Here is a 21,851-nt window from a genome sequence, read left to right as displayed (position 1 = left end):
CCGCGCACCGGCGACGAGAGCGACGACGAAAGGGCCCGTGCCGGATGGCACGGGCCCTTTGTCGCGTGGTCGATCTCAGGAGGCGAAGAATGCCCGGGGGTCGGCGACCAGTACGCCGTGCTCGGTCAGCCGCTCGATCAGGCCGGACGGCGAGGCGTCGTAGACGATCGCGAGGGCACGCAGGTCGTCGGCGCGGATCGACAGCACCCGGCCGTTGTAGTCCCCGCGCTGCTGCTGGATGGCGCGCGCGTAGCGGGCCACGTAGGCGAGGTCCTCGCTGGCCTCGTCGTAGAGACGCTCCAGGTCCAGAACGATCTTGCTGGTGGGCTCGTGTCGCACCCCGCTGCCGTCGGGCAGCAACTCCGAGACCGGAACGCGGTAGAACTCGGCCAGCTCGGCCAGTCGGGACACCGTGACGGCCCGGTCGCCGCGCTCGTACGAGCCGACCACGACGGCCTTCCATCGCCCGTTCGACTTCTCCTCCACCCCCTGCAGGGACAGGCCCTGCTGCTGGCGGATGGAGCGCAGGCGGGCGCCCAGAGACTTGGCGTATTCAGAGGGCATTCGGACACTCCCAGTGCTGCTCGGGTTCTCCCAGCGATTCGCTACGGAGCGTGACGGTACGGGGATTCGTACACCTGGTCAAGTGGTCGCGATCTTCCCATGGTGCACTCCGGGTGACTTGTCCGGTTTCGTCTCGCTGACTGGCCGGTCAGCCAACGGCGACGGGGTGAGGCAGTCGTACCTGGTGCCCGCGCGTCGAGGCGGCGACGACCACTGGTAACGTTGCCCAAGCCCCTCCGCCGGCCGCTCCCGGCCCGGCCGGGAGGTTCCGACGTCCTTTAACGACCCGTCCCGTGAGGCGGGGAAGGAGGTCCGCCGTGGCCTACCCACCGGCTGCCCAGTCGTCGCCGCCGCGACAACCCTCGGTAAAGGTGATCCTGACCAGCGCCGACCTGCACCGCGTGGTCGATCGCATCGCTCACCAGATCCTCGAGAAGACCCAGGGCGCGGCCGACACCGTGTTGCTCGGCATCCCCACCCGGGGTGCCCCCCTCGCCGACCGCCTCGCCGCCCGGATCAGTTCCTTCGAGGGCATCTCCGTGCCGGTCGGCGTGCTCGACATCACCCTCTACCGCGACGACCTGCGCCGACACGCCACCCGCGCGGTCGGCCCCACCCAGTTGCCGGCCGGTGGCATCGACGGCAAAAGGGTGATCCTCGTCGATGACGTCCTCTTCTCCGGGCGGACCGTCCGGGCCGCCCTCGACGCGCTCGGCGACCTGGGGCGGCCCGCCTCGGTGCAACTCGCCGTGCTCGTCGACCGGGGGCACCGGCAGCTACCGATCCGCGCCGACTACGTCGGCAAGAACATCCCCACCGCGCTCGCCGAGAACGTCAAGGTGACGCTGGCCGAGACCGACGGCGTGGACGAGGTCCGGCTCCACGGCGAGGAGGCCTCCTCATGATCAGGCACCTGCTCTCCGGCGCGGACCTCGACGCCGACACCGCCACCCAGATCCTGGACACCGCGGCGGAGATGGCCGCGGTGGCCGGACGCGAGGTCAAGAAGCTGCCCGCGTTGCGCGGCCGGACCGTGGTCAACCTCTTCTACGAGGACTCGACCCGGACCCGGATCTCGTTCGAGGCGGCGGCCAAGCGGCTCAGCGCCGATGTGATCAACTTTTCGGCGAAGGGTTCCAGCGTCGCCAAGGGCGAGAGCCTGAAGGACACCGCGTTGACCCTGCAGGCGATGGGGGCCGACGCGGTGGTGGTTCGCCACCCCGCCTCGGGTGCCCCGCACCGCCTCGCCGACTGGGTCGACGGTTCGGTGGTCAACGCCGGCGACGGCACCCACGAGCATCCCACCCAGGCGCTGCTCGACGCGTACACGATGCGGTCCCGGCTGGGGCGGCTGGCCGGCCTGTCGGTGGCGGTGGTCGGCGACGTGCTGCACTCCCGGGTGGCGCGCTCCAACGTGTTGCTGCTGTCCACCCTCGGTGCCAAGGTGACGCTGGTCGGTCCGCCCACGCTCATCCCGGTCGACATCGCCGCCGCCCTCGCCCCCGGTACCGACGTCTGCTACGACCTCGACGCGGTGCTGCCCACCTCGGACGTGGTGATGATGCTGCGGGTGCAGCGCGAGCGGATGAACGACTCCTACTTCCCGTCCGCCCGTGAGTACGCCCGCCGTTACGGCCTGGACGGTCCGCGGATGGGCCGACTGCCCGAGCACGCCATCGTCATGCACCCCGGCCCGATGAACCGGGGCATGGAGATCACGCCGGAGGTCGCGGACTCGCCCCGCTCCACCATCGTCGAACAGGTCGCCAACGGCGTCTCCGTCCGGATGGCCGTCCTCTACCTGCTGCTCGGGGGGAACAACCGGTGAACTCGTACCTGATCAGGAACGTCAGCGTCCTCGGCGCCGCACCGACCGACCTGCTGATCCGCGACGGAGTCGTCGCCGAGACCGGCGCGGGGCTCGCCGCGCCCGACGCCACGGTGGTCGACGCCGACGGGTTGGTCGCCCTGCCCGGCCTGGTCGACCTGCACACCCATCTGCGCGAGCCCGGCCGGGAGGACGCCGAGACCGTCGAGACCGGTTCGCGGGCGGCGGCGCTCGGCGGTTACACCGCGGTCTGCGCGATGGCGAACACCTCGCCGGTGGCCGACACCGCCGGCGTGGTGGAACAGGTGTGGCGGCTCGGCCGCGAGGCCGGGCTGGTCGACGTGCAGCCGATCGGCGCGGTCACGGTCGGTCTGGCCGGTGAGCGGCTGGCCGAACTCGGCGCGATGGCCGACTCGGCGGCCCGGGTGCGGATCTTCTCCGACGACGGTCACTGCGTGGCCGACCCGCGCCTGATGCGCCGGGCGCTGGAGTACGTGAAGGCCTTCGACGGCATCATCGCCCAGCACGCCGAGGAGCCCCGGCTCACCGAGGGCGCACAGATGCACGAGGGTGAGGTCTCCACCCGGCTGGGTCTGACCGGCTGGCCGGCGGTCGCCGAGGAGGCGATCATCGCGCGGGACGTGCTGCTGGCCGAGCACGTGGGCAGCCGGCTGCACGTCTGCCACGTCTCCACCGCCGGCAGCGTCGAGGTGCTGCGCCACGCCAAGGCCCGAGGGGTACGCGTCACCGCCGAGGTGACCCCGCACCACCTGCTGCTCACCGACGCGCGTGCCGAGACCTACGACCCCGTGTTCAAGGTCAACCCGCCGCTGCGCACCGCCACCGACATCGCCGCGCTGCGGGCCGCCCTGGTCGACGGAGTGATCGACATCATCGCCACCGACCACGCCCCGCACGCCGTCGAGGACAAGGAGTGCGAGTGGGCGTACGCTCGGCCGGGCATGCTCGGGCTGGAGACGGCGCTGTCCATCGCGCTCGACGTGCTGGGTCCGCGGTGGGATCTGATCGCCGAGCGGATGTCCCGCACCCCGGCCCGGATCGCCGGGCTCACCGAGCACGGCCACGACCCGGCCCCCGGCGCGCCGGCCACCCTGACCCTGGTCGACCCGGCGGCCCGCCGGGTCATCGAGCCGGCGGACCTGGCCAGCCGTAGCCGCAACACCCCGTACGCCCGGATGACGCTGCCGGGTCGCATCGTGGCGACCTTCATGCGTGGCGAGGCGACGGTTCTGGACGGAAAGGTTCTCCGGTGAGCGCGAGGAATGCAACGGAGCGGAGTCCCGCAGTCGCCAACGAAAGGCGGGCCCAGTGAAGCGCAGGTCGGCGATTCTCGTCCTGGAGGACGGGCGCACGTTCCACGGCGAGGCGTACGGAAGTGTCGGTGAGACCTTCGGCGAGGCGGTCTTCAACACCGGGATGACCGGTTACCAGGAGACGCTCACCGACCCGTCGTACCACCGGCAGGTGGTGGTGCAGACCGCACCGCACATCGGCAACACCGGCGTGAACACCGACGACGACGAGTCGCGCCGGATCTGGGTGGCCGGCTACGTGGTGCGTGACCCGGCCCGGGTCAGCTCCAACTGGCGGGCCACCGGCGGGCTGGAGGACCGGCTGGCCACCGAGGGGGTGGTCGGCATCAGCGGCGTCGACACCCGGGCGCTGACCCGCCACCTGCGCGAACGCGGCGCGATGCGGGTGGGCGTCTCCAGTGTCGAGGACGATCCGCAGGCGCTGCTCGACCGGGTCCGCCGGTCGCCGCAGATGCTCGGCGCGGACCTCTCCGCCGAGGTGACCACCGCCACGCCGTACGTGGTCGACGCCGAGGGTGAGCACCGGTTCACGGTGGCCGCGCTCGACCTGGGCATCAAGCGCAACGTGCCGCGCCGGCTCGCCGCGCGTGGCGTGACCACCCACGTGCTGCCGGCCCACTCGACGATCGAGGACCTGCTGGCCACCGGCGCCGACGCGGTCTTCTTCTCACCGGGCCCCGGCGACCCGGCGACCGCCGACGCGCCGGTGGCCCTGGCGCGCGAGGTGCTGCGCCGCGAGGTGCCGCTGTTCGGCATCTGCTTCGGCAGCCAGATCCTCGGCCGGGCGCTCGGCTTCGGCACCTACAAGCTCGGCTACGGCCACCGGGGCATCAACCAGCCCGTGCTCGACCGGGCCACCGGCAAGGTGGAGGTGACCAGCCACAACCACGGCTTCGCCGTCGAGGTTCCGGGTGTCCGGGCCGGTGCGGTCGTGCCGGACCAGGTGATCGACACCGAGTTCGGTGGCGTCCAGGTGTCGCACGTCTGCCTCAACGACAACGTGGTCGAGGGGCTGCGGGCGCGCGACGTGCCCGCCTTCACCGTTCAGTACCACCCGGAGGCGGCGGCCGGCCCGCACGACGCGGACTATCTCTTCGACCGCTTCGCCGAGCTGATCGACGGCCGGGCTCTCAGTGGGGGACGTACCAATGCCTAAGCGGACCGATCTCAAGCACATCCTGGTGATCGGGTCGGGACCGATCGTCATCGGACAGGCCTGCGAGTTCGACTACTCGGGGACGCAGGCGTGCCGGGTACTGCGGGCCGAGGGAATCCGGGTCAGCCTGGTCAACTCCAACCCGGCCACGATCATGACCGATCCGGAGTTCGCCGACGCCACCTACGTCGAGCCGATCACGCCGGAGTTCGTCGAGCTGGTCATCGCCAAGGAACGCCCGGACGCGGTGCTGCCCACCCTGGGCGGGCAGACCGCCCTGAACACCGCCGTGGCCCTGCACGAGGCCGGGGTGCTGGAGAAGTACGGCGTCGAGCTGATCGGCGCGAACATCGACGCGATCCGGCGCGGCGAGGACCGGCAGCTGTTCAAGGAGATCGTGGCGAAGGCCGGCGTACGCCTCGGTGTGGCCGACCCGTCGGCGCTGGTGCCACGTTCGCGGGTCTGCCACTCGATGGACGAGGTCCGGGAGACGGTTGCCGAGCTGGGCCTGCCGGTGGTGATCCGGCCGTCGTTCACCATGGGCGGCCTCGGCTCCGGCATGGCGCACACCGACGCGGACCTGGAACGCATCGCGGGCGCCGGGCTGGCCGCCAGCCCGGTGCACGAGGTGCTCATCGAGGAGAGCGTGCTCGGTTGGAAGGAGTACGAGCTCGAACTCATGCGGGACCGCCACGACAACGTGGTGGTGGTCTGCTCGATCGAGAACCTCGACCCGATGGGCGTGCACACCGGTGACAGCGTGACCGTGGCTCCGGCCATGACGCTCACCGACCGGGAGTACCAGCACCTGCGGGATCTGGGCATAGCGGTGCTGCGGGAGGTCGGCGTCGACACCGGGGGCTGCAACATCCAGTTCGCGGTGAACCCGGCCGACGGTCGCATCGTCGTCATCGAGATGAACCCTCGGGTGTCCCGCTCCTCGGCGCTGGCGTCGAAGGCGACCGGCTTCCCGATCGCGAAGATCGCCGCGAAGTTGGCCATCGGCTACACCCTCGACGAGATCCCCAACGACATCACCCGCAAGACGCCGGCCGCGTTCGAGCCGACGCTCGACTACGTGGTGGTGAAGATCCCCCGGTTCGCGTTCGAGAAGTTCCCCGGCGCGGACCCGGAGCTGACCACCACGATGAAGTCGGTCGGCGAGGCGATGAGCCTCGGGCGCAACTTCGCCGAGGCGCTGAACAAGGCGATGCGCTCGATGGAAACCAAGGCCGCCGGCTTCTGGACCGTGCCCGACCCGGTCGGGGCGACGAAGGAGAACACCCTCGCCGCGCTGGGTATGCCGCACGACGGGCGGCTCTACACGGTGGAGCGGGCGTTGCGGCTGGGCGCCTCGATCGCCGAGGTCAGCGCCGCCTCCGGCGGCATCGACCCGTGGTTCCTGGACCAGGTCGCCGCCCTTGTCGAGCTGCGTGCCGAGATCGTCGCGGCGCCGGTGCTGGACGCGGAGCTGCTGCGCCGGGCGAAGCGGGCCGGTCTGTCCGACCGGCAGCTGGCCGCGTTGCGCCCCGAACTGGCCGCCGAGGACGGTGTGCGCAAGCTGCGGCACCGACTCGGCATCCGGCCGGTCTACAAGACGGTCGACACCTGCGCCGCCGAGTTCGAGGCCATGACTCCGTACCACTACTCCTCGTACGACGCGGAGACCGAGGTGGTCGGCTCGGTGCGGCCCAAGGTGCTGATCCTGGGCTCCGGGCCGAACCGGATCGGACAGGGCATCGAGTTCGACTACTCCTGCGTGCACGCGGTCATGGCGCTGCGCAGCGCGCCGATCGGCATGGCCGCTGCGTCCGCTTCCGGCGCCGCAGGCGCCGGTTTCGAAACCGTGATGGTCAACTGCAACCCGGAGACCGTCTCCACCGACTACGACACCGCGGACCGGCTCTACTTCGAGCCGCTGACCTTCGAGGACGTGCTGGAGGTCTGGCACGCGGAGGACTCCTCCGGCCGGGCGGCCGGCGGGCCGGGCGTGGTCGGCGTGATCGTGCAGCTGGGCGGGCAGACCCCGCTCGGGCTGGCCCAGCGACTCAAGGATGCCGGAGTGCCGGTGGTGGGCACCTCCCCGGAGTCGATCCACCTGGCCGAGGAGCGGGGCGCCTTCGGGTCGCTGCTGGCCCGGGCCGGCCTGCGCGCGCCGGCGCACGGCACCGCCACCTCGTACGACGAGGCGAAGGAGATCGCCGACGAGATCGGCTATCCGGTGCTGGTCCGGCCGTCGTACGTGCTCGGCGGTCGCGGCATGGAGATCGTGTACGACGACGCCACGCTGCGCGACTACATCGGCCGGGCCACCGACATCTCGCCCGACCACCCGGTGCTCGTCGACAGCTTCCTCGACGACGCCATCGAGATCGACGTGGACGCGCTCTGCGACGCCGACGGCGAGGTCTACCTCGGCGGGATCATGGAGCACATCGAGGAGGCGGGCATCCACTCCGGCGACTCCTCCTGCGCCCTGCCCCCGATCACCCTGGCCAGTTCGCACGTGGCCCAGGTCCGCCGCTACACCGAGGCGATCGCCCGGGGCATCGGCGTACGCGGACTGCTCAACGTGCAGTACGCGCTCAAGGACGACGCGTTGTACGTGCTGGAGGCCAACCCGCGCGCCTCGCGTACCGTGCCGTTCGTCTCGAAGGCCACGGCGGTGCCGCTGGCCAAGGCGGCGGCCCGGATCGCCCTCGGCGCGACCCTGGCCGAGTTGCGCGCCGAGGGCATGTTGCCGGCGACCGGGGACGGTGGCTCGCTGCCGCCGGACGCCCCGATAGCGGTGAAGGAGGCGGTGCTGCCGTTCAAGCGGTTCCGTACCCCCGCCGGCAAGGGCGTGGACTCGCTGCTCGGCCCGGAGATGAAGTCGACCGGCGAGGTGATGGGGATCGACACCGCCTTCGGGCAGGCCTTCGCCAAGTCGCAGTCGGCGGCGTACGGTTCGTTGCCGACCGAGGGCAGGATCTTCGTCTCGGTGGCCAACCGGGACAAGCGCGGCATGATCTTCCCGATCAAGCGGCTGGCCGATCTCGGCTTCGACATCGTCGCGACCAGCGGTACGGCCGAGGTGCTGCGCCGGCACGGCATCGCCTGCGAGCAGGTCCCGAAGCACTACGAGGCCGGCTCCGAGGACGACGCGGTGTCGCTGATCCTCGGCGGCCACGTCGCCCTGGTCGTCAACACGCCACAGGGTTCCGGTGCCAGCGCCCGCTCCGACGGTTACGAGATCCGTAGCGCGGCGGTCACCGCCGACATCCCCTGCATCACCACCGTGCCCGGCGCCGCCGCCGCCGTCATGGGCATCGAGGCGAGGATCCGCGGCGACATGCAGGTACGCCCCCTCCAGGCCCTGCACGCCACCCTCCGGCCCGCCCAGTGACCCCCCGCTCCTCGGTGATCAAGAAGTTTTGGTCCTCCGGAGGCCCACGGCGGGACGAAAACTTCTTGATCGACACATGGCGTCAGGGAGGGGTGGCGTGATCTTCGAGGGGACCGTTCGGCGGGGGTTGTTCCGGGTCGGGGGTGGTGACGCGGAGGCGGCGCACGAGTTCACCCTGCGGCGGTTGGCCACGTTGTCCCGGAGGCCGGTGGCGCTGGCGGCGGTGCGGGCCCGGTACGCGGTGGCCGCGCCGCGCACCGTGTTCGGGGTGCGGTTCCCGAATCCGGTCGGGCTGGCCGCCGGGATGGACAAGGACGGAGTGGCGCTGCCGGCGTGGCCGGCGCTGGGCTTCGGTTTCGTCGAGGTCGGCACGGTGACGGCGCGTCCACAGCCGGGCAATCCCCGGCCCCGGCTGTTCCGGCTGGTCGACAGCGAGGCCGTGATCAACAGGATGGGTTTCAACAACGCCGGGGCGCAGGCGCTGGCGGACCGGCTCGCGGCGCTGCCGCGTCCGCTCGGCGTACCGCTGGGAATCTCGTTGGGCAAGTCGAAGGTGACGGCCCTGGAGGACGCGGTGGAGGACTACCGGGAGTCCTACCGCGCGCTGCGCGATCACGGTGACTACTTCGCGGTCAACGTCTCCTCACCGAACACCCCCGGGCTGCGCGCGTTGCAGGACCGGGGGCACCTGGACGCGCTGCTGGCGGCGTTGGTGGGGGAGAAGCCGGTGCTGGTGAAGATCGCTCCCGATCTCACCGAGCCGGCCATCGCCGAGTTGCTGGAGGTGTGCCTGGCCCGGGGCGCCGCCGGAGTGATCGCCACCAACACCACGCTGGGGCGCGACGGGCTGGCCCCGGCCGACCGGGTGCGCTCCGGCGAGGCCGGTGGGCTGTCCGGCCGTCCCCTGGCCGATCGGGCGCGGCAGGTGGTCGCCTTCGTGCATGCCGAGACGGGCGGGCGACTGCCGGTGATCGGGGTGGGTGGCATCGTCGATCCCGACGACGCGAGCCGGATGTTCGACGCCGGTGCCAGCCTGGTCCAGCTCTACACCGGCTTCATCTACCGCGGCCCGGCGCTACCCCGCGCCGTCGCCCGCGCCGCCCCACCCCCATGACACCCCCACCCCACCCACCCCACGTCACCCGCGATCTTGCGTTTTCTGTCGGGGCGGATGGGGTGTACCCGGACGAAACGGCGACCGAAAGTGCAAGATCGCGGAGGGCGGGGGAGGGGTGATGACGCCGGAGGAGGTTCTTGCCGCCGACGCGGCGCATGTGTGGCATCCGTACGCGGCGTTGCCGCCGGCGGTGGCGCCGTACCTGGTGGACAGCGCCGAGGGGGTGCGGCTGCGGCTGGCCGACGGCCGTGAGCTGGTCGACGGGATGTCCTCCTGGTGGGCGGCGATCCACGGCTACCGGCATCCGGTCCTGGACGCGGCCGTGGTCGACCAGGTGGGTCGGATGAGTCACGTCATGTTCGGCGGGCTGACCCACGCGCCGGCCGTCGAACTGGCCCGCAGTCTGGTCGAGCTGACGCCGGAGGGGCTGGAGCACGTGTTCCTGGCCGACTCCGGTTCGGTGAGTGTCGAGGTCGCCGTGAAGATGTGCCTGCAGTACCAGCGGGCCACCGGCCGGCCGCGGCGGCACCGGTTGGGCACCTGGCGGGGCGGGTACCACGGCGACACCTTCCATCCGATGAGCGTCTGCGACCCCGAGAGCGGCATGCACCACCTCTGGGGGGACGTGCTGCCGCGACAGGTCTTCGCCCCGGTACCGCCGGGCGGCTTCGACAGCCCGCCGGATCCGGCCTACGAGGCGGCGCTGATCGACGCGGTCGAGCGGCACGCCCACGAGCTGGCCGCCGTGATCGTGGAGCCGGTGGTGCAGGGCGCGGGCGGCATGCGCTTCCACCATCCGCACTACCTGCGGGTGCTGCGCGAGGTGACCCGGGCACACGGAGTGCTGCTGATCTTCGACGAGATCGCCACCGGTTTCGGCCGTACCGGGACGATGTTCGCCGCCGAGCACGCCGGCGTCACCCCGGACGTGCTCTGCGTCGGCAAGGCGCTCACCGGCGGCTACCTCACCCTGGCCGCCGCGCTGTGCACGGCCGAGGTCGCGCGGGGCATCCGCGCCGGCGGCGTGCTCGCGCACGGCCCGACGTTCATGGGCAACCCGCTCGCCTGCGCGGTCGCCAACGCGTCGCTGGGCCTGCTGCGGGCCGGGGACTGGTCCGGGCGGGTGGCGCGGATCGAGCGGGGGCTGCGGTCCGGGCTGACGCCACTGCGCGGCGCGCCGGGCGTGGTGGACGTGCGGGTGCTCGGCGCCATCGGCGTGGTCGAACTGGACCACGAGGTGGACGTCGGCGCGGCCACGGCCGCCGCGGCGGCCCAGGGGGTGTGGCTGCGTCCCTTCCGGAACCTGGTCTACACGATGCCGCCGTACGTCACCACGGACGCCGACCTGGCGACCCTGGTGACGGGTGTCGCGGCAGCGATCGCGGTGGGCTGAGTAGGCGGTCGCCGACGCTCGGCTCGATTTGAGTAGCCGTGCGCGGCAGGTACCGCGAATTGGAGTATCCCGGCGGGGGTCTGCACCCAGTCTGCTGAGTAGGCGTGAACGGTGCAAATCCGGCGCCGGACGAGAGGAAGGTACTGGCTATGGAGAGCTTCGGCGCCCGGCTGCACCGGGCGATGCGCGAGCGCGGCCCGCTCTGCGTGGGGATCGACCCGCACCCGGCGTTGCTGGCGCAGTGGGGTCTTGGCGACGATGTCGCCGGTCTGGAGCGGTTCGCCCGGACCGTCGTGGACGCCCTCGGTGACCGGGTTGCGGTGGTCAAGCCCCAGTCGGCGTTCTTCGAGCGGTTCGGGTCTCAAGGGATGGCGGTCCTTGAGTCAACTATCCGACAGTTACGAAATCTCGGCTCGCTCGTTCTCCTCGACGCCAAGCGCGGCGACATCGGCTCGACGGTCCGCGCGTACGCGTCGGCCTACCTTGATCCATCCAGCCCCATGTATGTCGACGCGGTGACCGCGAGCCCCTTCCTGGGGGTCGGCTCGCTGGCGCCGATGTTCGAGCTGGCTGCCGAGCACGGCGGTGGCGTCTTCGTCCTGGCGCTCACCTCCAACCCCGAGGGCGCCTCGGTGCAGCGGGCGCGCAGCGCCGACGGACGTAGCGTCGCGCAGACGGTTCTTGACGAGATTTCCCAGCTCAACGCGGGTGCTGAGCCGATCGGAAGCGTCGGTGCCGTGATCGGCGCAACGGTCGGGAAGACGGACTGCGACCTGTCGGGAGTGAACGGCCCGCTGCTGGCACCCGGCCTCGGCGCGCAGGGCGCCACGGCGGCGGATCTGCGGGTCGTCTTCGGCTCCGCGGTGCCCGCCGTGCTGCCCGCGTACTCCCGTGAGGTGCTGGGCGCCGGGCCCGATCCGGCGGCGTTGCGAGCCGCCGCGGACCGCGCCGTGACCGAGTGTCGGGCGGTCCTGGCGATGTCATGACTGACTGATGACTCGGTCACTTTGTGGTGATCATCGCGCGCCCACGTTGCCGAAAGCTCCGTTGACCGCTAGTTTTCCCCGCGCTGGGAACCCCTTGGTTCACAGCGACACCACGTTTCACAGATGCGGCGGCGCGTCCCGCCCGTCGCGATAGGGACCTGAGGAGAACTGGTGCCGCTCCCGTCACTGACCCCCGAGCAGCGCGCAGCCGCGCTGGAGAAGGCTGCGGAGATCCGCAAAGCCCGTGCCGAGCTGAAGGAGCAGCTCAAGCAGGGCAAGACCACCCTCGGAGCCGTTCTTGAGCGGGCCGAGTCCGACGATGTCGTCGGCAAGCTCAAGGTGTCGGCCGTGCTGCAGGCCATGCCGGGCATCGGCAAGATCCGGGCTACTCAAATCATGGAGAAGCTCAAGATCGCCGACAGCCGCCGTCTGCGTGGCCTCGGCGAGCAGCAGCGCAAGGCCCTGCTTGGGGAGTTCGCCGCCAACTGAGCACGACTGCGGGTAGAAACAAGCAGTGAGCTTGGATGACGAGGCGCGCCCGGCGGCTCGGCTCACTGTCCTGGCTGGCCCATCCGGTGCCGGCAGGGAGAGTGTCGTCGAGCTGATCCGGGCGCGTTCTCCGTCAGTGTGGACGCCGATCGCGGTCACCACCCGGCCCCGCCGGGACAGCGAGCTGGACGGCGTCCACCGACATTTCGTCACGTCGGAGGAGTTCGACCGTCGGCTCGCCGACGGCGAGTTGCTGGAATGGAGCCGGCTCGGCGGGTACCGGCGCGGCACGGAGATCACCCCGCTGCGCCGCCGGCTCGCCGCCGGGCAGCCGGTGCTGCTCGCCCTGGACCTGGCCGGGGCGTTGCTGGTCCGGGCGGGGTGGCCGGAGGCGCGAATCGTCCTGCTCCATCCGCCCGGTCGGCTGCCGGGCATGTCCGTGGTGGCGGCCGTCGACCTCAGCGTGTCGCACGACCGCATCGAGCGGGTCGTGGACGAACTGGTAGGATTCATCGGTTCTTCCTTCCTGGCTCCGGCCCGGCCGCGTCCGCGCGGTTGAGCGCCGGCACCGCGCGCACGCGCGGTCCGTGCGAAAGACGCAGAGGTTCATCCGTGGGATCCATCGCCAACCCCGAAGGCATCACCAACCCGCCGATCGACGAGCTCCTGGAGAAGACGACGTCGAAGTACGCGCTTGTCATCTTCGCGGCCAAGCGCGCCCGTCAGGTGAACGCCTACTACAGCCAGCTCGGTGAGGGCCTGCTGGAGTACGTCGGCCCGCTCGTCGAGACCACTCCCCAGGAGAAGCCGCTCTCCATCGCGATGCGCGAGATCAACTCGGGCCTGCTCACCGCCGAGCCGACCGACCAGCCGTAATCTCCCGCGCGTCGATGAACGCCCGGATCGTCCTCGGCGTCGGCGGCGGGATCGCCGCCTACAAGGCGTGTGAGCTGCTGCGCCTGTTCACCGAGTCGGGCCACCAGGTGCGGGTGGTGCCCACCGCGGCCGCGTTGCGCTTCGTCGGCGCGCCGACCTGGGCGGCGCTCTCCGGGCAGCCGGTCGCCGAGGACGTCTGGTCCGACGTGCACGAGGTGCCGCACGTGCGCCTCGGCCAGCAGGCCGACCTGGTGGTGGTCGCGCCCGCCACCGCCGACCTGCTGGCCCGCGCCGCCCACGGCCTCGCCGACGACCTACTCAGCAACACCCTGCTCACCGCTCGCTGCCCGGTGCTGCTGGCGCCGGCCATGCACACCGAGATGTGGGAGCACCCCGCCACCGTCGCCAACGTCGCGACGCTACGGGCCCGAGGGGTCCGGGTCGTCGAGCCGGCCGTGGGACGACTCACCGGCGTCGACACCGGCAAGGGCCGGCTGCCGGAGCCGACGGAGATCTTCGCCGTCGCCCGCCGCATCCTGGCCCGTGGCGTTGACGCGCCGGCCGATCTGACCGGCCGGCGGGTGGTGGTCACCGCCGGTGGCACCCGGGAACCGCTCGACCCGGTGCGCTTCCTGGGTAACAGATCCTCCGGCAAGCAGGGCTACGCGTTCGCCCGGGCCGCGCTCGCCCGTGGCGCCCGGGTCACGCTGATCGCGGCCAACGTCGCACTGCCCGACCCGGCCGGCGCGGATCTGATCCGCGTGGGTACCACCGGGGAGCTGCGGGAGGCCACGCTGAAGGCGGCGGTGGACGCCGACGTGGTGGTGATGGCGGCGGCTCCGGCCGATTTCCGCCCGGCGACGTACACGCCTGGCAAAATCAAGAAGTCGGACGACGGCACCGCACCCACCATCGAACTCGTGACCAACCCGGACATCGCCGCCGAGCTGGGTCAGCGTCGTCGGCCGGAGCAGGTGCTTGTGGTGTTCGCCGCCGAGACCAGCGACGCCGAGGCCAACGGACGGGCCAAGTTGGCCCGTAAACGGGCCGACCTCATCGTCATCAACGAGGTCGGGCCGGACAAGGTCTTCGGCGCCGAGACCAACGCGGCCACGGTCATCAGCGTGGACGGCTCGGTCAGCCGGATGCCCGAGCGGTCCAAGGAGGACCTCGCCGACGGGGTGTGGGACCTGGTGGTCGCCCGGTTGGCCGGTAACTCCTCCTGACGGCTGGGCCCGAGACGACCGTGGACGGTACCGTCGACGGTTGGTGACTAGACTGCCGCGGAACGACGTCCAAGACTTAGGAGTACCGTGACACGCCGCCTCTTCACGTCCGAATCGGTCACGGAAGGCCACCCGGACAAGATCGCCGACCAGATCAGTGACGGCATTCTCGATGCCCTGTTGACGCAGGATCCGCACAGCCGCGTGGCGGTGGAGACCCTGATCACCACCGGTCAGGTGCACGTCGCCGGTGAGGTGACGACCAAGGCGTACGCCGATATCCCGACGATCGTGCGGGAGACGATCCTGGGCATCGGTTACGACTCGTCGAAGAAGGGGTTCGACGGGGCGTCGTGCGGGGTCAGTGTCTCGATCGGCTCCCAGTCGCCGGACATCGCGCAGGGTGTGGACAACGCGTTCGAGTTGCGTACCGGGAGCTCGGAGAGCGCGCTGGACGCGCAGGGCGCCGGTGACCAGGGCATGATGTTCGGCTTCGCCTGCTCCGAGACGCCCGAGCTGATGCCGCTGCCGATCGCGCTGGCGCACCGGCTGGCCCGCCGGCTCGCCGCGGTACGCAAGGACGGCACGGTGCCCTACCTGCGTCCGGACGGCAAGACGCAGGTCACCATCGAGTACGACGGTCTGCGGCCGGTGCGTCTGGACACGGTGGTGGTGTCCAGCCAGCACGCCGCGGACATCTCGTTGGAGTCGCTGCTCACCCCGGACGTGCGTGACCACGTCATCGCCCCGGAGCTGGAGAGCCTGGGGCTGGACACCGAGGGCTACCGGTTGCTGGTGAACCCGACCGGTCGGTTCGAGATCGGTGGCCCGATGGGTGACGCGGGTCTGACCGGGCGGAAGATCATCGTGGACACCTACGGTGGCTACGCCCGCCACGGTGGTGGCGCCTTCTCCGGCAAGGACCCGTCGAAGGTCGACCGGTCGGCGGCGTACGCGATGCGCTGGGTGGCCAAGAACGTGGTGGCCGCCGGTCTCGCGGAGCGGTGCGAGGTGCAGGTGGCGTACGCGATCGGCAAGGCGCACCCGGTGAGCCTGTTCGTCGAGACGTTCGGTACCGAGACGGTGCCGGTGGCCTCGATCGAGAAGGCGGTCACCGAGATCTTCGACCTGCGTCCGGCCGCCATCATCCGGGACCTGCACCTGCTGCGGCCGATCTACGCCCAGACCGCCGCCTACGGTCACTTCGGCCGGGAGCTGCCCGAGCTGACCTGGGAGTCCACCGACCGCGCCGCCGACCTCAAGTCGGCCGCCGGAGCCTGACAACCACCCGGCGTGACGACCGGCGGCCCGCTGACGGGTCGCCGGTCGCCCGTGTCTGCGTCGACGTGCCCCTGGCCCACCTGGACCGTCCCTTCGACTACCTGGTTCCGCAGGCGCTCTCCGCTGACGCCGTGCCGGGCGTGCGGGTGAAGGTGCGCTTCGCCGGTCAACTCGTCGACGGCTGGCTGCTGGAGCGGACCGAGCGATCCGACCACCCCCGGCTGGCGTACCTGGACAAGGTGGTCTCCGCGGTGCCGGTGCTCGCCCCGGAGGTGGCCCGGCTGGCCCGGATCGTCGCCGACCGGTACGCCGGCAGCCTCGCCGACGTGCTGCGGCTCGCGGTCCCGCCCCGGCACGCCCGGGTGGAGAAGGAGGTCACCGCCGACGCCGCGCGAACCGACGCGGCACCCGCCGATCCGCCGGATCCGCCGGAGCCGGAGGGGTGGCGCGACTACCCGGCCGGGCCGGCGCTGCTGCGGGCGCTGGCCGACGGGCGCTCTCCCCGGGCGGTGTGGTCGGCGCTGCCGGGGGAGGACTGGGCGGCCCGCTACGCCACCGCCGTCGCCGCCACGGTGGCCGCCGGCCGGGGGGCGCTGGTGGTGGTCGCCGACGGGCGCGACCTGGATCGGCTCGACGCCGCGCTGACCGCGCGGCTCGGCGCGGGCCGGCACGTCTGCCTGTCGGCCGCCCTCGGTCCGGCACGGCGGTACCGGGCGTTCCTGGCGGCCCGTCGCGGCGACGCTCCGGTGGTGATCGGCACCCGGGCGGCCATGTTCGCCCCGGTCGACCGGCTGGGTCTGGTGGCCATCTGGGACGACGGTGACGATCTGCACGCCGAGCCGCGCGCCCCGTACCCGCACGCCCGCGAGGTGCTGCTCACCCGGGCCCAGTTGGCGGAGGCCGGCGCACTCGTCGGCGGCTACGCCCGGACCGCCGAGGCGCAGTTGCTCGTCGAGACCGGCTGGGCCCGCGAGGTGATCGCCGACCGGGCGGTGCTGCGGGCGCGTACCCCGGCGATCGTGCCGACCGGCGACGACCCGCAACTGGCCCGCGATCCCGGTGCGGCGACCGCCCGGCTGCCGAGCCTGGCCTGGACCGCCGCCCGGGAGGCGCTGCGCGCGGACGCGCCGGTCCTGGTGCAGGTGCCCCGGCGCGGCTACCTGCCCTCGGTGGCCTGCGCCGACTGCCGCACCCCGGCCCGCTGCCCGCACTGCGCCGGCCCGCTCGCCTTGCCGTCGGCCGGCGGGTCGCCGGCCTGCCGCTGGTGCGCCCGGATCGCCGCCGCGTACGCCTGTCCCCGGTGTGGCGGGCGGCGGCTGCGGGCCTCGGTCACCGGTGCCCGGCGGACCGCCGAGGAGTTGGGGCGGGCCTTCCCGGGGGTGCCGGTGCGCACCTCCGGCCGGGAGGAGGTGCTGGCCGACGTCCCCGGCGGCGCCGGTCTGGTGATCGCGACCCCGGGGGCCGAGCCGGTGACGGCCGGCGGGTACGGCGCGGTCCTGTTGCTGGACACCTGGGCGTTGCTGACCCGCGCCGACCTGCGGGCCGGGGAGGAGGCGCTGCGCCGCTGGACGGCCGCCGCGGCCCTGGCCCGGCCGGCCGCCGCCGGGGGGCGGGTGGTGGTGGTCGCCGACGGCGCGCTCGCACCGGTGCAGGCGCTGCTGCGCTGGGACGCCGGTTGGTTCGCCGCCCGCGAGCTGGCGGAGCGGCGGGAGCTGGGCTTTCCACCGGCGATGCGGATGGCCAGCGTGACGGGCCTGCCGGCGGCGGTCGCCGACCTGTTGGCGCAGGCGCGGCTGCCCGACGGGGCCGAGCTGCTCGGTCCGGTGCCGGCCGACGGCGAGCGGGAGCGGATGCTGGTACGGGTGCCCAGGGCCAGGGCCGCCGCCATGGCCGGTGCGCTGCACGCGGCGGCCGGGGTGCGCAGCGCCCGCAAGGCGGCCGAACCGGTCCGCCTCCAGGTCGACCCGCTCGCGCTGTTCTGACCGCAGCCGGTGACGGAGGGTACCGTTTGGTGTCCCAATCAGTGCGATATGTTACCCGATCATGACTGTGAGTATCGACTCGCCCGCTCGGCGTCGCGTCCCGAGGGTCGGCCCGCGCGAGGTGGTAGCATCGCCCGTCATGCCGGTGCGTACGGCGACTCCAGGTCGGGCTGGAGGTGTCCGAGGGCGGCGCGACGACTGCGGCACCGCGTCGGTCCGGCGCGGAAATCGATGATCTCAACCGGCCGGTGATCAGGGGTGGACAAGTCGTGACCGTTCGTCAGTCGATCGTCTTCAACGGTGACCTGGGCAGCGGCAAGAGCACCGTCTCCGTCGAGATCGCCAAGCGGCTCGGCCTGCGCCGGGTCAGCGTCGGCGACCTCTACCGGAAGATGGCCCAGGAGCGGCAGATGACCGCGCTCCAGCTGAACCTGCACGCCGAGCTGGACCAGGCCGTCGACGGCTACGTCGACCAGCTCCAGCGCGACATCGCCGCCTCCGGGGAGAGCCTGGTCATGGACTCCCGGCTGGCCTGGCACTTCTTCACCGACGCCCTCAAGGTGCACATGATCACCGAGCCGGGGGAGGCCGCCCGCCGGGTCCTGCTGCGCCCCTCCGGGCCGGCCGAGAGCTACACCTCACTCGACGAGGCGAAGGCCAAGCTCAGGGAACGCAGCGAGAGCGAGCGTGGCCGGTTCCTGGTCCGGTACGGCGTGGACAAGGCCCGGCTGCGTAACTACGACCTGATCTGCGACACCACCCGGGCGTCCGCCGGCGAGGTGATCGAACGCATCGTCGACGCGTACGAGGGACGGCTGGCGCCGGAGGTGCTGCGCGGTGCCCCGCCGCTGCTGCTGCTCGACCCGGGCCGGGTCTACCCGACCGAGGACATCACCGGACTGCGTGGCACCTGGGACTCGACCTTCACCGGTGAGGTCGCCGCCGACGGTGAGACCGGCCTGGAGCCCCTGGAGATCGGGTACACCGGCGAGTACTTCTTCGTGGTCAACGGGCACCGCCGACTCAGCGCCGCACTGCGCAGCGGCTCCCGGCTGGTGGCGGGCCGGCTGGTCGCCGAGGTCGAGGAGCCGGTGGTCGGTGGGGTGAGCGCGGTCGACTACTTCGTCGCGCAGGCTCGGCCCAGCCTGATCCACGACTGGGAGGCTGCCCACGACCTGCACCTGCCGCTGCCCGAGCACGCCCTGCTCGCCGGCGACGCGGTGCTCGCCGGCGAGAGCCCCGCCGGCTGAGCCTGCCGCCGGCCGGCACGGTTATCGGCAGTCCGTAGACTGGTACGGCACTACTGTCCCGCCGTGAAGGAGCCAACCCGCGTGACCGTCCAGCCCATCCGTCTGTTCGGGGATCCGGTGCTGCGCACGCCGGCCGATCCGGTGGTCGACTTCGACGTCGAGCTGCGCAAGCTCGTCGAGGACCTCACCGACACCATGCGTGAGCAGGGCGGCGCCGGTCTCGCCGCGCCGCAACTGGGAGTGGGCCTGCGGGTGTTCACCTTCGACGTCGACGACGTGCTCGGCCACCTGGTGAACCCGGTGCTGGAGTTCCCCGACGAGGAGGAGCAGGACGGCCCGGAGGGGTGCCTGTCCATTCCCGGGCTCTACTTCGACACCAAGCGCCGGCAGAACGTGATCGCCAAGGGCTTCAACGGCTACGGCGACCCGATGCAGATCGTCGGCACCGGGTTGATGGCCCGCTGCGTGCAGCACGAGACCGACCACCTCGACGGGGTGCTCTTCCTCGACCGGTTGGATCCGGCCGGTCGTAAGGAGGCGATGAAGGCGATCCGCCAGGCCGAGTGGTACGACGCCGCCGCCCCGCCGACGGTCAAGCTGAGCCCGCACGCCGCCGGCAGCCCCTTCGGTCTGGGGCGGTGACCGGGTGCGGGTGATCTTCGCCGGTACGCCGGCCGTCGCCGTCCCGGCCCTGGCCGCCGTGGCCGACTCGCGGCACGAGCTGGTCGCCGTGGTCACCCGGCCGGACGCGCCCGCCGGGCGTGGTCGGGGGCTGGTCCGCTCCCCGGTCGGCGCCTGGGCCGACGAGCGCGGTGTCGAGGTGCTGACTCCGGCGCGCCCGCGCGAGCCGGAGTTCCTGGACCGGCTGCGCGAGTTGGCGCCGGACTGCGTTCCGGTGGTCGCCTACGGCGCGCTGGTGCCGCCGGTCGCGCTGGAGATTCCCCGGCACGGCTGGGTGAACCTGCACTTCTCGCTGCTGCCGGCGTGGCGGGGTGCCGCACCCGTGCAGCACGCCGTGCTGCACGGCGACGAGCTGACCGGGGCCAGCGTCTTCCAGTTGGAGGAGGGGCTGGACACCGGCCCGGTCTACGGCACGCTCACCGACGAGATCCGGCCCGGGGACACCTCCGGTGACCTGCTGGAGCGCCTGGCGCACAGCGGTGCCGGGCTGCTGGTCGCGGTGCTGGACGCGCTGGAGGACGGCACCGCCAGGGCCGAGCCGCAGCCGGCCGACGGCGTCTCGCTGGCCCCGAAACTGACCGTGGAGGACGCCCGGGTGCGCTGGGGCGATCCGGCCTTCGCGGTGGACCGGCGCATCCGCGCCTGCACCCCGGCTCCCGGGCCGTGGACGACCTTCCGGGACGAGCGGGTCAAGCTCGGCCCGGTCACCCCGGCACCGGACGCGCCCGATCTCAAGCCCGGTGAGCTGCTCGTGGAGAAGGCACGGGTGCTGGCCGGCACGGCCACCGTCCCGGTGCGTCTCGGCGAGGTGCGCGCGGCCGGCAAGCGGGCCATGCCGGCGACCGACTGGGCGCGCGGTGCCCGGGTCGGCGCCGGGGAGGAGTTCGCGTGAGGGAGACCGCCGCGCGCCGCAGCGGAGAGCGTCGGGGGCGGCCGCTGGTCGACCGGCCACGGTACGCGGCGTACGAGGCGGTCGCGGCGGTGCACCGCGACGACGCGTACGCCAATCTGGTGCTGCCGGCGATCCTGACCGACGCGGGACTTGTCGGCCGGGACGCCGCCTTCGCCACCGAACTGACCTACGGCACCCTGCGTCATCTCGGCACGCTCGACGCGATCCTGACCGCCGCGGCCGGGCGGGACGTGCAGCGGATCGACCCGCCGGTCCGTGACGCGCTGCGGATCGGCGCGTACCAGCTGCTGCACACCCGGGTACCGGCGCACGCGGCGGTCTCCTCCACCGTCGACCTGGTCCGGGCCGTCGGCCAGGGCGCCACCGGGTTCGCCAACGCGGTGCTGCGCGAGGTCGCCACCCACGACCTCGACGCGTGGGTGACCCGACTGGCGCCGGCGGTCGAGAGCGACCCGATCGGTCACCTCGCGCTGGCCTACAGCCATCCACAGTGGATCGTGCGGGCGTTCAGCGAGGCGCTCGGCGGTGACCTCGGCGAGACCACCCGCCTGCTGATCGAGGACAACGAGCGTCCGCCGGTGCACCTGTGCGCCCGCCCCGGCCTGGCCGACCCGGTCGACCTCGCCGACGAGGTGGGCGGCGCGCCCGGTGCCTTCTCGCCGTACGCGGTCTACCTCGCCGGTGGCGCCCCGGGCGAACTGGCGGCGGTGACCGACGGCCGGGCCCACGTCCAGGACGAGGGTTCCCAACTGGTCGCGAACGCGCTCGCGCTGGCACCGGTGGACGGGCCGGACGGCCGGTGGCTCGACCTGTGCGCCGGTCCGGGCGGCAAGTCGGGTCTGCTCGGTGCCCTGGCGGCGCAGCGCGACGCGCGGCTGACCGCCGTGGAGGTGGCCGAGCACCGGGCCCGGCTGGTCGCCGGTGCCACCCGGGGGCTGCCGGTGACCGTGCTGAACACCGACGGCCGGCTGGTGGGCGCCGAGCCGAAACTGCCGGAGGAACACTTCGACCGGGTGCTCGTCGACGCGCCGTGCACCGGCCTCGGCTCGCTGCGCCGCCGCCCCGAGTCGCGCTGGCGGCGTCAGCCGTCCGACCTGTCCGCCCTGACCCGGTTGCAGCGCGAGTTGCTCGCCGCCGGGTTGCGGGCGGCCCGGCCGGGTGGGGTGGTGGCCTACGTGACCTGTTCACCGCACACGGTGGAGACGCACGTGACGGTGACCGAGGCGGCCCGCCGCAGCGGGGTGCCGGTCGACTTCGTCGACGCCCGCACGGTGCTGCCGGCCGGCATGCCGGGGCTGGGCGACGGGCCGACGGTGCAGTTGTGGCCGCACCGGCACGGCACCGACGCGATGTTCCTCGCCCTGCTACGCCGCGGCTGACTCCCGGCCCC

General features: G+C 72.4%; 19 protein-coding genes. 18 read left to right on the top strand and 1 reads right to left on the bottom strand.

Translation table 11 applies throughout. The annotated features are described in order from the left end of the window. Nucleotides 1-75: 75 nt before the first annotated feature. Nucleotides 76-564 carry a transcriptional regulator BldD gene (gene bldD, locus V5O40_RS16025; protein ID WP_007458348.1) on the bottom strand — a complete coding sequence of 163 codons (489 nt, stop codon included), beginning with the start codon at nt 562-564 and terminating at the stop codon, nt 76-78. A gap of 317 nt (nt 565-881) precedes the next feature. On the opposite strand from bldD, the gene pyrR reads away from it, so the two are divergent. The 18 genes from pyrR (at nt 882) to V5O40_RS15935 (ending at nt 21,840) form a co-directional block, all read left to right on the top strand. Then, nucleotides 882-1,469: a bifunctional pyr operon transcriptional regulator/uracil phosphoribosyltransferase PyrR gene (gene pyrR / locus V5O40_RS16020; protein WP_269738782.1), complete on the top strand. Its 588-nt coding sequence runs from the start codon at nt 882-884 to the stop codon at nt 1,467-1,469. Then, a complete protein-coding gene (locus V5O40_RS16015) occupies nt 1,466-2,392 on the top strand; it encodes an aspartate carbamoyltransferase catalytic subunit (RefSeq protein ID WP_164445170.1) in 927 nt (308 codons plus the stop codon). The genes pyrR and V5O40_RS16015 overlap by 4 nt, the downstream gene beginning before the upstream one ends. Further along, on the top strand, nt 2,389-3,666 hold the full coding sequence (locus tag V5O40_RS16010; protein WP_332906177.1) for a dihydroorotase: 1,278 nt from the start codon (nt 2,389-2,391) through the stop codon (nt 3,664-3,666). The genes V5O40_RS16015 and V5O40_RS16010 overlap by 4 nt, the downstream gene beginning before the upstream one ends. A 55-nt stretch (nt 3,667-3,721) precedes the next feature. Next, nucleotides 3,722-4,882, top strand: a complete 1,161-nt coding sequence (carA, locus tag V5O40_RS16005) for a glutamine-hydrolyzing carbamoyl-phosphate synthase small subunit (protein WP_332906176.1) — start codon at nt 3,722-3,724, stop codon at nt 4,880-4,882. Then, nucleotides 4,875-8,267 carry a carbamoyl-phosphate synthase large subunit gene (carB, locus tag V5O40_RS16000; protein WP_332906175.1) on the top strand — a complete coding sequence of 1,131 codons (3,393 nt, stop codon included), beginning with the start codon at nt 4,875-4,877 and terminating at the stop codon, nt 8,265-8,267. Before carA ends, carB begins: the two co-directional genes overlap by 8 nt. Nucleotides 8,268-8,364: 97 nt before the next feature. Beyond that, on the top strand, nt 8,365-9,381 hold the full coding sequence (locus V5O40_RS15995; RefSeq protein WP_332906174.1) for a quinone-dependent dihydroorotate dehydrogenase: 1,017 nt from the start codon (nt 8,365-8,367) through the stop codon (nt 9,379-9,381). 121 nt (nt 9,382-9,502) lie between these two features. After that, nucleotides 9,503-10,777 carry an adenosylmethionine--8-amino-7-oxononanoate transaminase gene (locus V5O40_RS15990; protein WP_332906173.1) on the top strand — a complete coding sequence of 425 codons (1,275 nt, stop codon included), beginning with the start codon at nt 9,503-9,505 and terminating at the stop codon, nt 10,775-10,777. A gap of 149 nt (nt 10,778-10,926) precedes the next feature. Beyond that, nucleotides 10,927-11,763 (top strand): orotidine-5'-phosphate decarboxylase, encoded by an 837-nt coding sequence (gene pyrF / locus V5O40_RS15985; RefSeq protein ID WP_332906172.1) that lies wholly within the window; start codon nt 10,927-10,929, stop codon nt 11,761-11,763. A 171-nt stretch (nt 11,764-11,934) separates the two neighbouring features. Next, nucleotides 11,935-12,252: an integration host factor, actinobacterial type gene (mihF, locus tag V5O40_RS15980; RefSeq protein ID WP_007458370.1), complete on the top strand. Its 318-nt coding sequence runs from the start codon at nt 11,935-11,937 to the stop codon at nt 12,250-12,252. Between the two features lie 25 nt (nt 12,253-12,277). Further along, nucleotides 12,278-12,811 (top strand): nucleoside/nucleotide kinase family protein, encoded by a 534-nt coding sequence (locus V5O40_RS15975; protein WP_332906171.1) that lies wholly within the window; start codon nt 12,278-12,280, stop codon nt 12,809-12,811. A gap of 53 nt (nt 12,812-12,864) precedes the next feature. Beyond that, nucleotides 12,865-13,128, top strand: coding sequence for a DNA-directed RNA polymerase subunit omega (gene rpoZ, locus V5O40_RS15970; protein WP_030335666.1), 264 nt, complete (start codon nt 12,865-12,867; stop codon nt 13,126-13,128). Nucleotides 13,129-13,142: 14 nt separating this feature from the next. After that, nucleotides 13,143-14,354 (top strand): bifunctional phosphopantothenoylcysteine decarboxylase/phosphopantothenate--cysteine ligase CoaBC, encoded by a 1,212-nt coding sequence (gene coaBC, locus V5O40_RS15965; protein ID WP_332906170.1) that lies wholly within the window; start codon nt 13,143-13,145, stop codon nt 14,352-14,354. 87 nt (nt 14,355-14,441) lie between these two features. Beyond that, complete coding sequence (gene metK, locus V5O40_RS15960) at nt 14,442-15,635, top strand: methionine adenosyltransferase (protein ID WP_332906169.1); 1,194 nt, start codon at nt 14,442-14,444, stop codon at nt 15,633-15,635. Beyond that, a complete protein-coding gene (locus tag V5O40_RS15955) occupies nt 15,632-17,617 on the top strand; it encodes a primosomal protein N' (protein ID WP_332906188.1) in 1,986 nt (661 codons plus the stop codon). The genes metK and V5O40_RS15955 overlap by 4 nt, the downstream gene beginning before the upstream one ends. Nucleotides 17,618-17,886: 269 nt before the next feature. Further along, entirely contained in the window at nt 17,887-18,867 is a 981-nt protein-coding gene (locus V5O40_RS15950; protein ID WP_332906168.1) for an AAA family ATPase, read from the top strand. An 81-nt stretch (nt 18,868-18,948) separates the two neighbouring features. Then, the gene (gene def / locus V5O40_RS15945; protein ID WP_164445161.1) at nt 18,949-19,509 is read left to right on the top strand and encodes a peptide deformylase; all 561 of its coding nucleotides are present in this window, start codon (nt 18,949-18,951) and stop codon (nt 19,507-19,509) included. A 4-nt stretch (nt 19,510-19,513) separates the two neighbouring features. Further along, on the top strand, nt 19,514-20,440 hold the full coding sequence (gene fmt / locus V5O40_RS15940; protein ID WP_332906167.1) for a methionyl-tRNA formyltransferase: 927 nt from the start codon (nt 19,514-19,516) through the stop codon (nt 20,438-20,440). After that, complete coding sequence (locus V5O40_RS15935; RefSeq protein WP_408631889.1) at nt 20,395-21,840, top strand: RsmB/NOP family class I SAM-dependent RNA methyltransferase; 1,446 nt, start codon at nt 20,395-20,397, stop codon at nt 21,838-21,840. The genes fmt and V5O40_RS15935 overlap by 46 nt, the downstream gene beginning before the upstream one ends. The last annotated feature ends 11 nt before the right edge of the window (nt 21,841-21,851 follow it).

This window comes from Micromonospora palythoicola (assembly GCF_036689795.1).
In the GTDB taxonomy this organism is placed as follows: Bacteria; Actinomycetota; Actinomycetes; order Mycobacteriales; family Micromonosporaceae; genus Micromonospora; species Micromonospora palythoicola.
The sequence above is the reverse complement of the archived record's forward strand: the minus strand, read 5'-3'. Positions and strand labels throughout refer to the sequence as shown.

Coding starts and splice junctions, on each gene's coding strand:
- bldD (WP_007458348.1), bottom strand. CDS start 564: ATGCCCTCTGAATACGCCAAGTCTCTGGGCGCCCGCCTGCGCTCCATC.
- V5O40_RS16015 (WP_164445170.1), top strand. CDS start 1,466: ATGATCAGGCACCTGCTCTCCGGCGCGGACCTCGACGCCGACACCGCC.
- carB (WP_332906175.1), top strand. CDS start 4,875: ATGCCTAAGCGGACCGATCTCAAGCACATCCTGGTGATCGGGTCGGGA.
- V5O40_RS15990 (WP_332906173.1), top strand. CDS start 9,503: ATGACGCCGGAGGAGGTTCTTGCCGCCGACGCGGCGCATGTGTGGCAT.
- pyrF (WP_332906172.1), top strand. CDS start 10,927: ATGGAGAGCTTCGGCGCCCGGCTGCACCGGGCGATGCGCGAGCGCGGC.
- coaBC (WP_332906170.1), top strand. CDS start 13,143: ATGAACGCCCGGATCGTCCTCGGCGTCGGCGGCGGGATCGCCGCCTAC.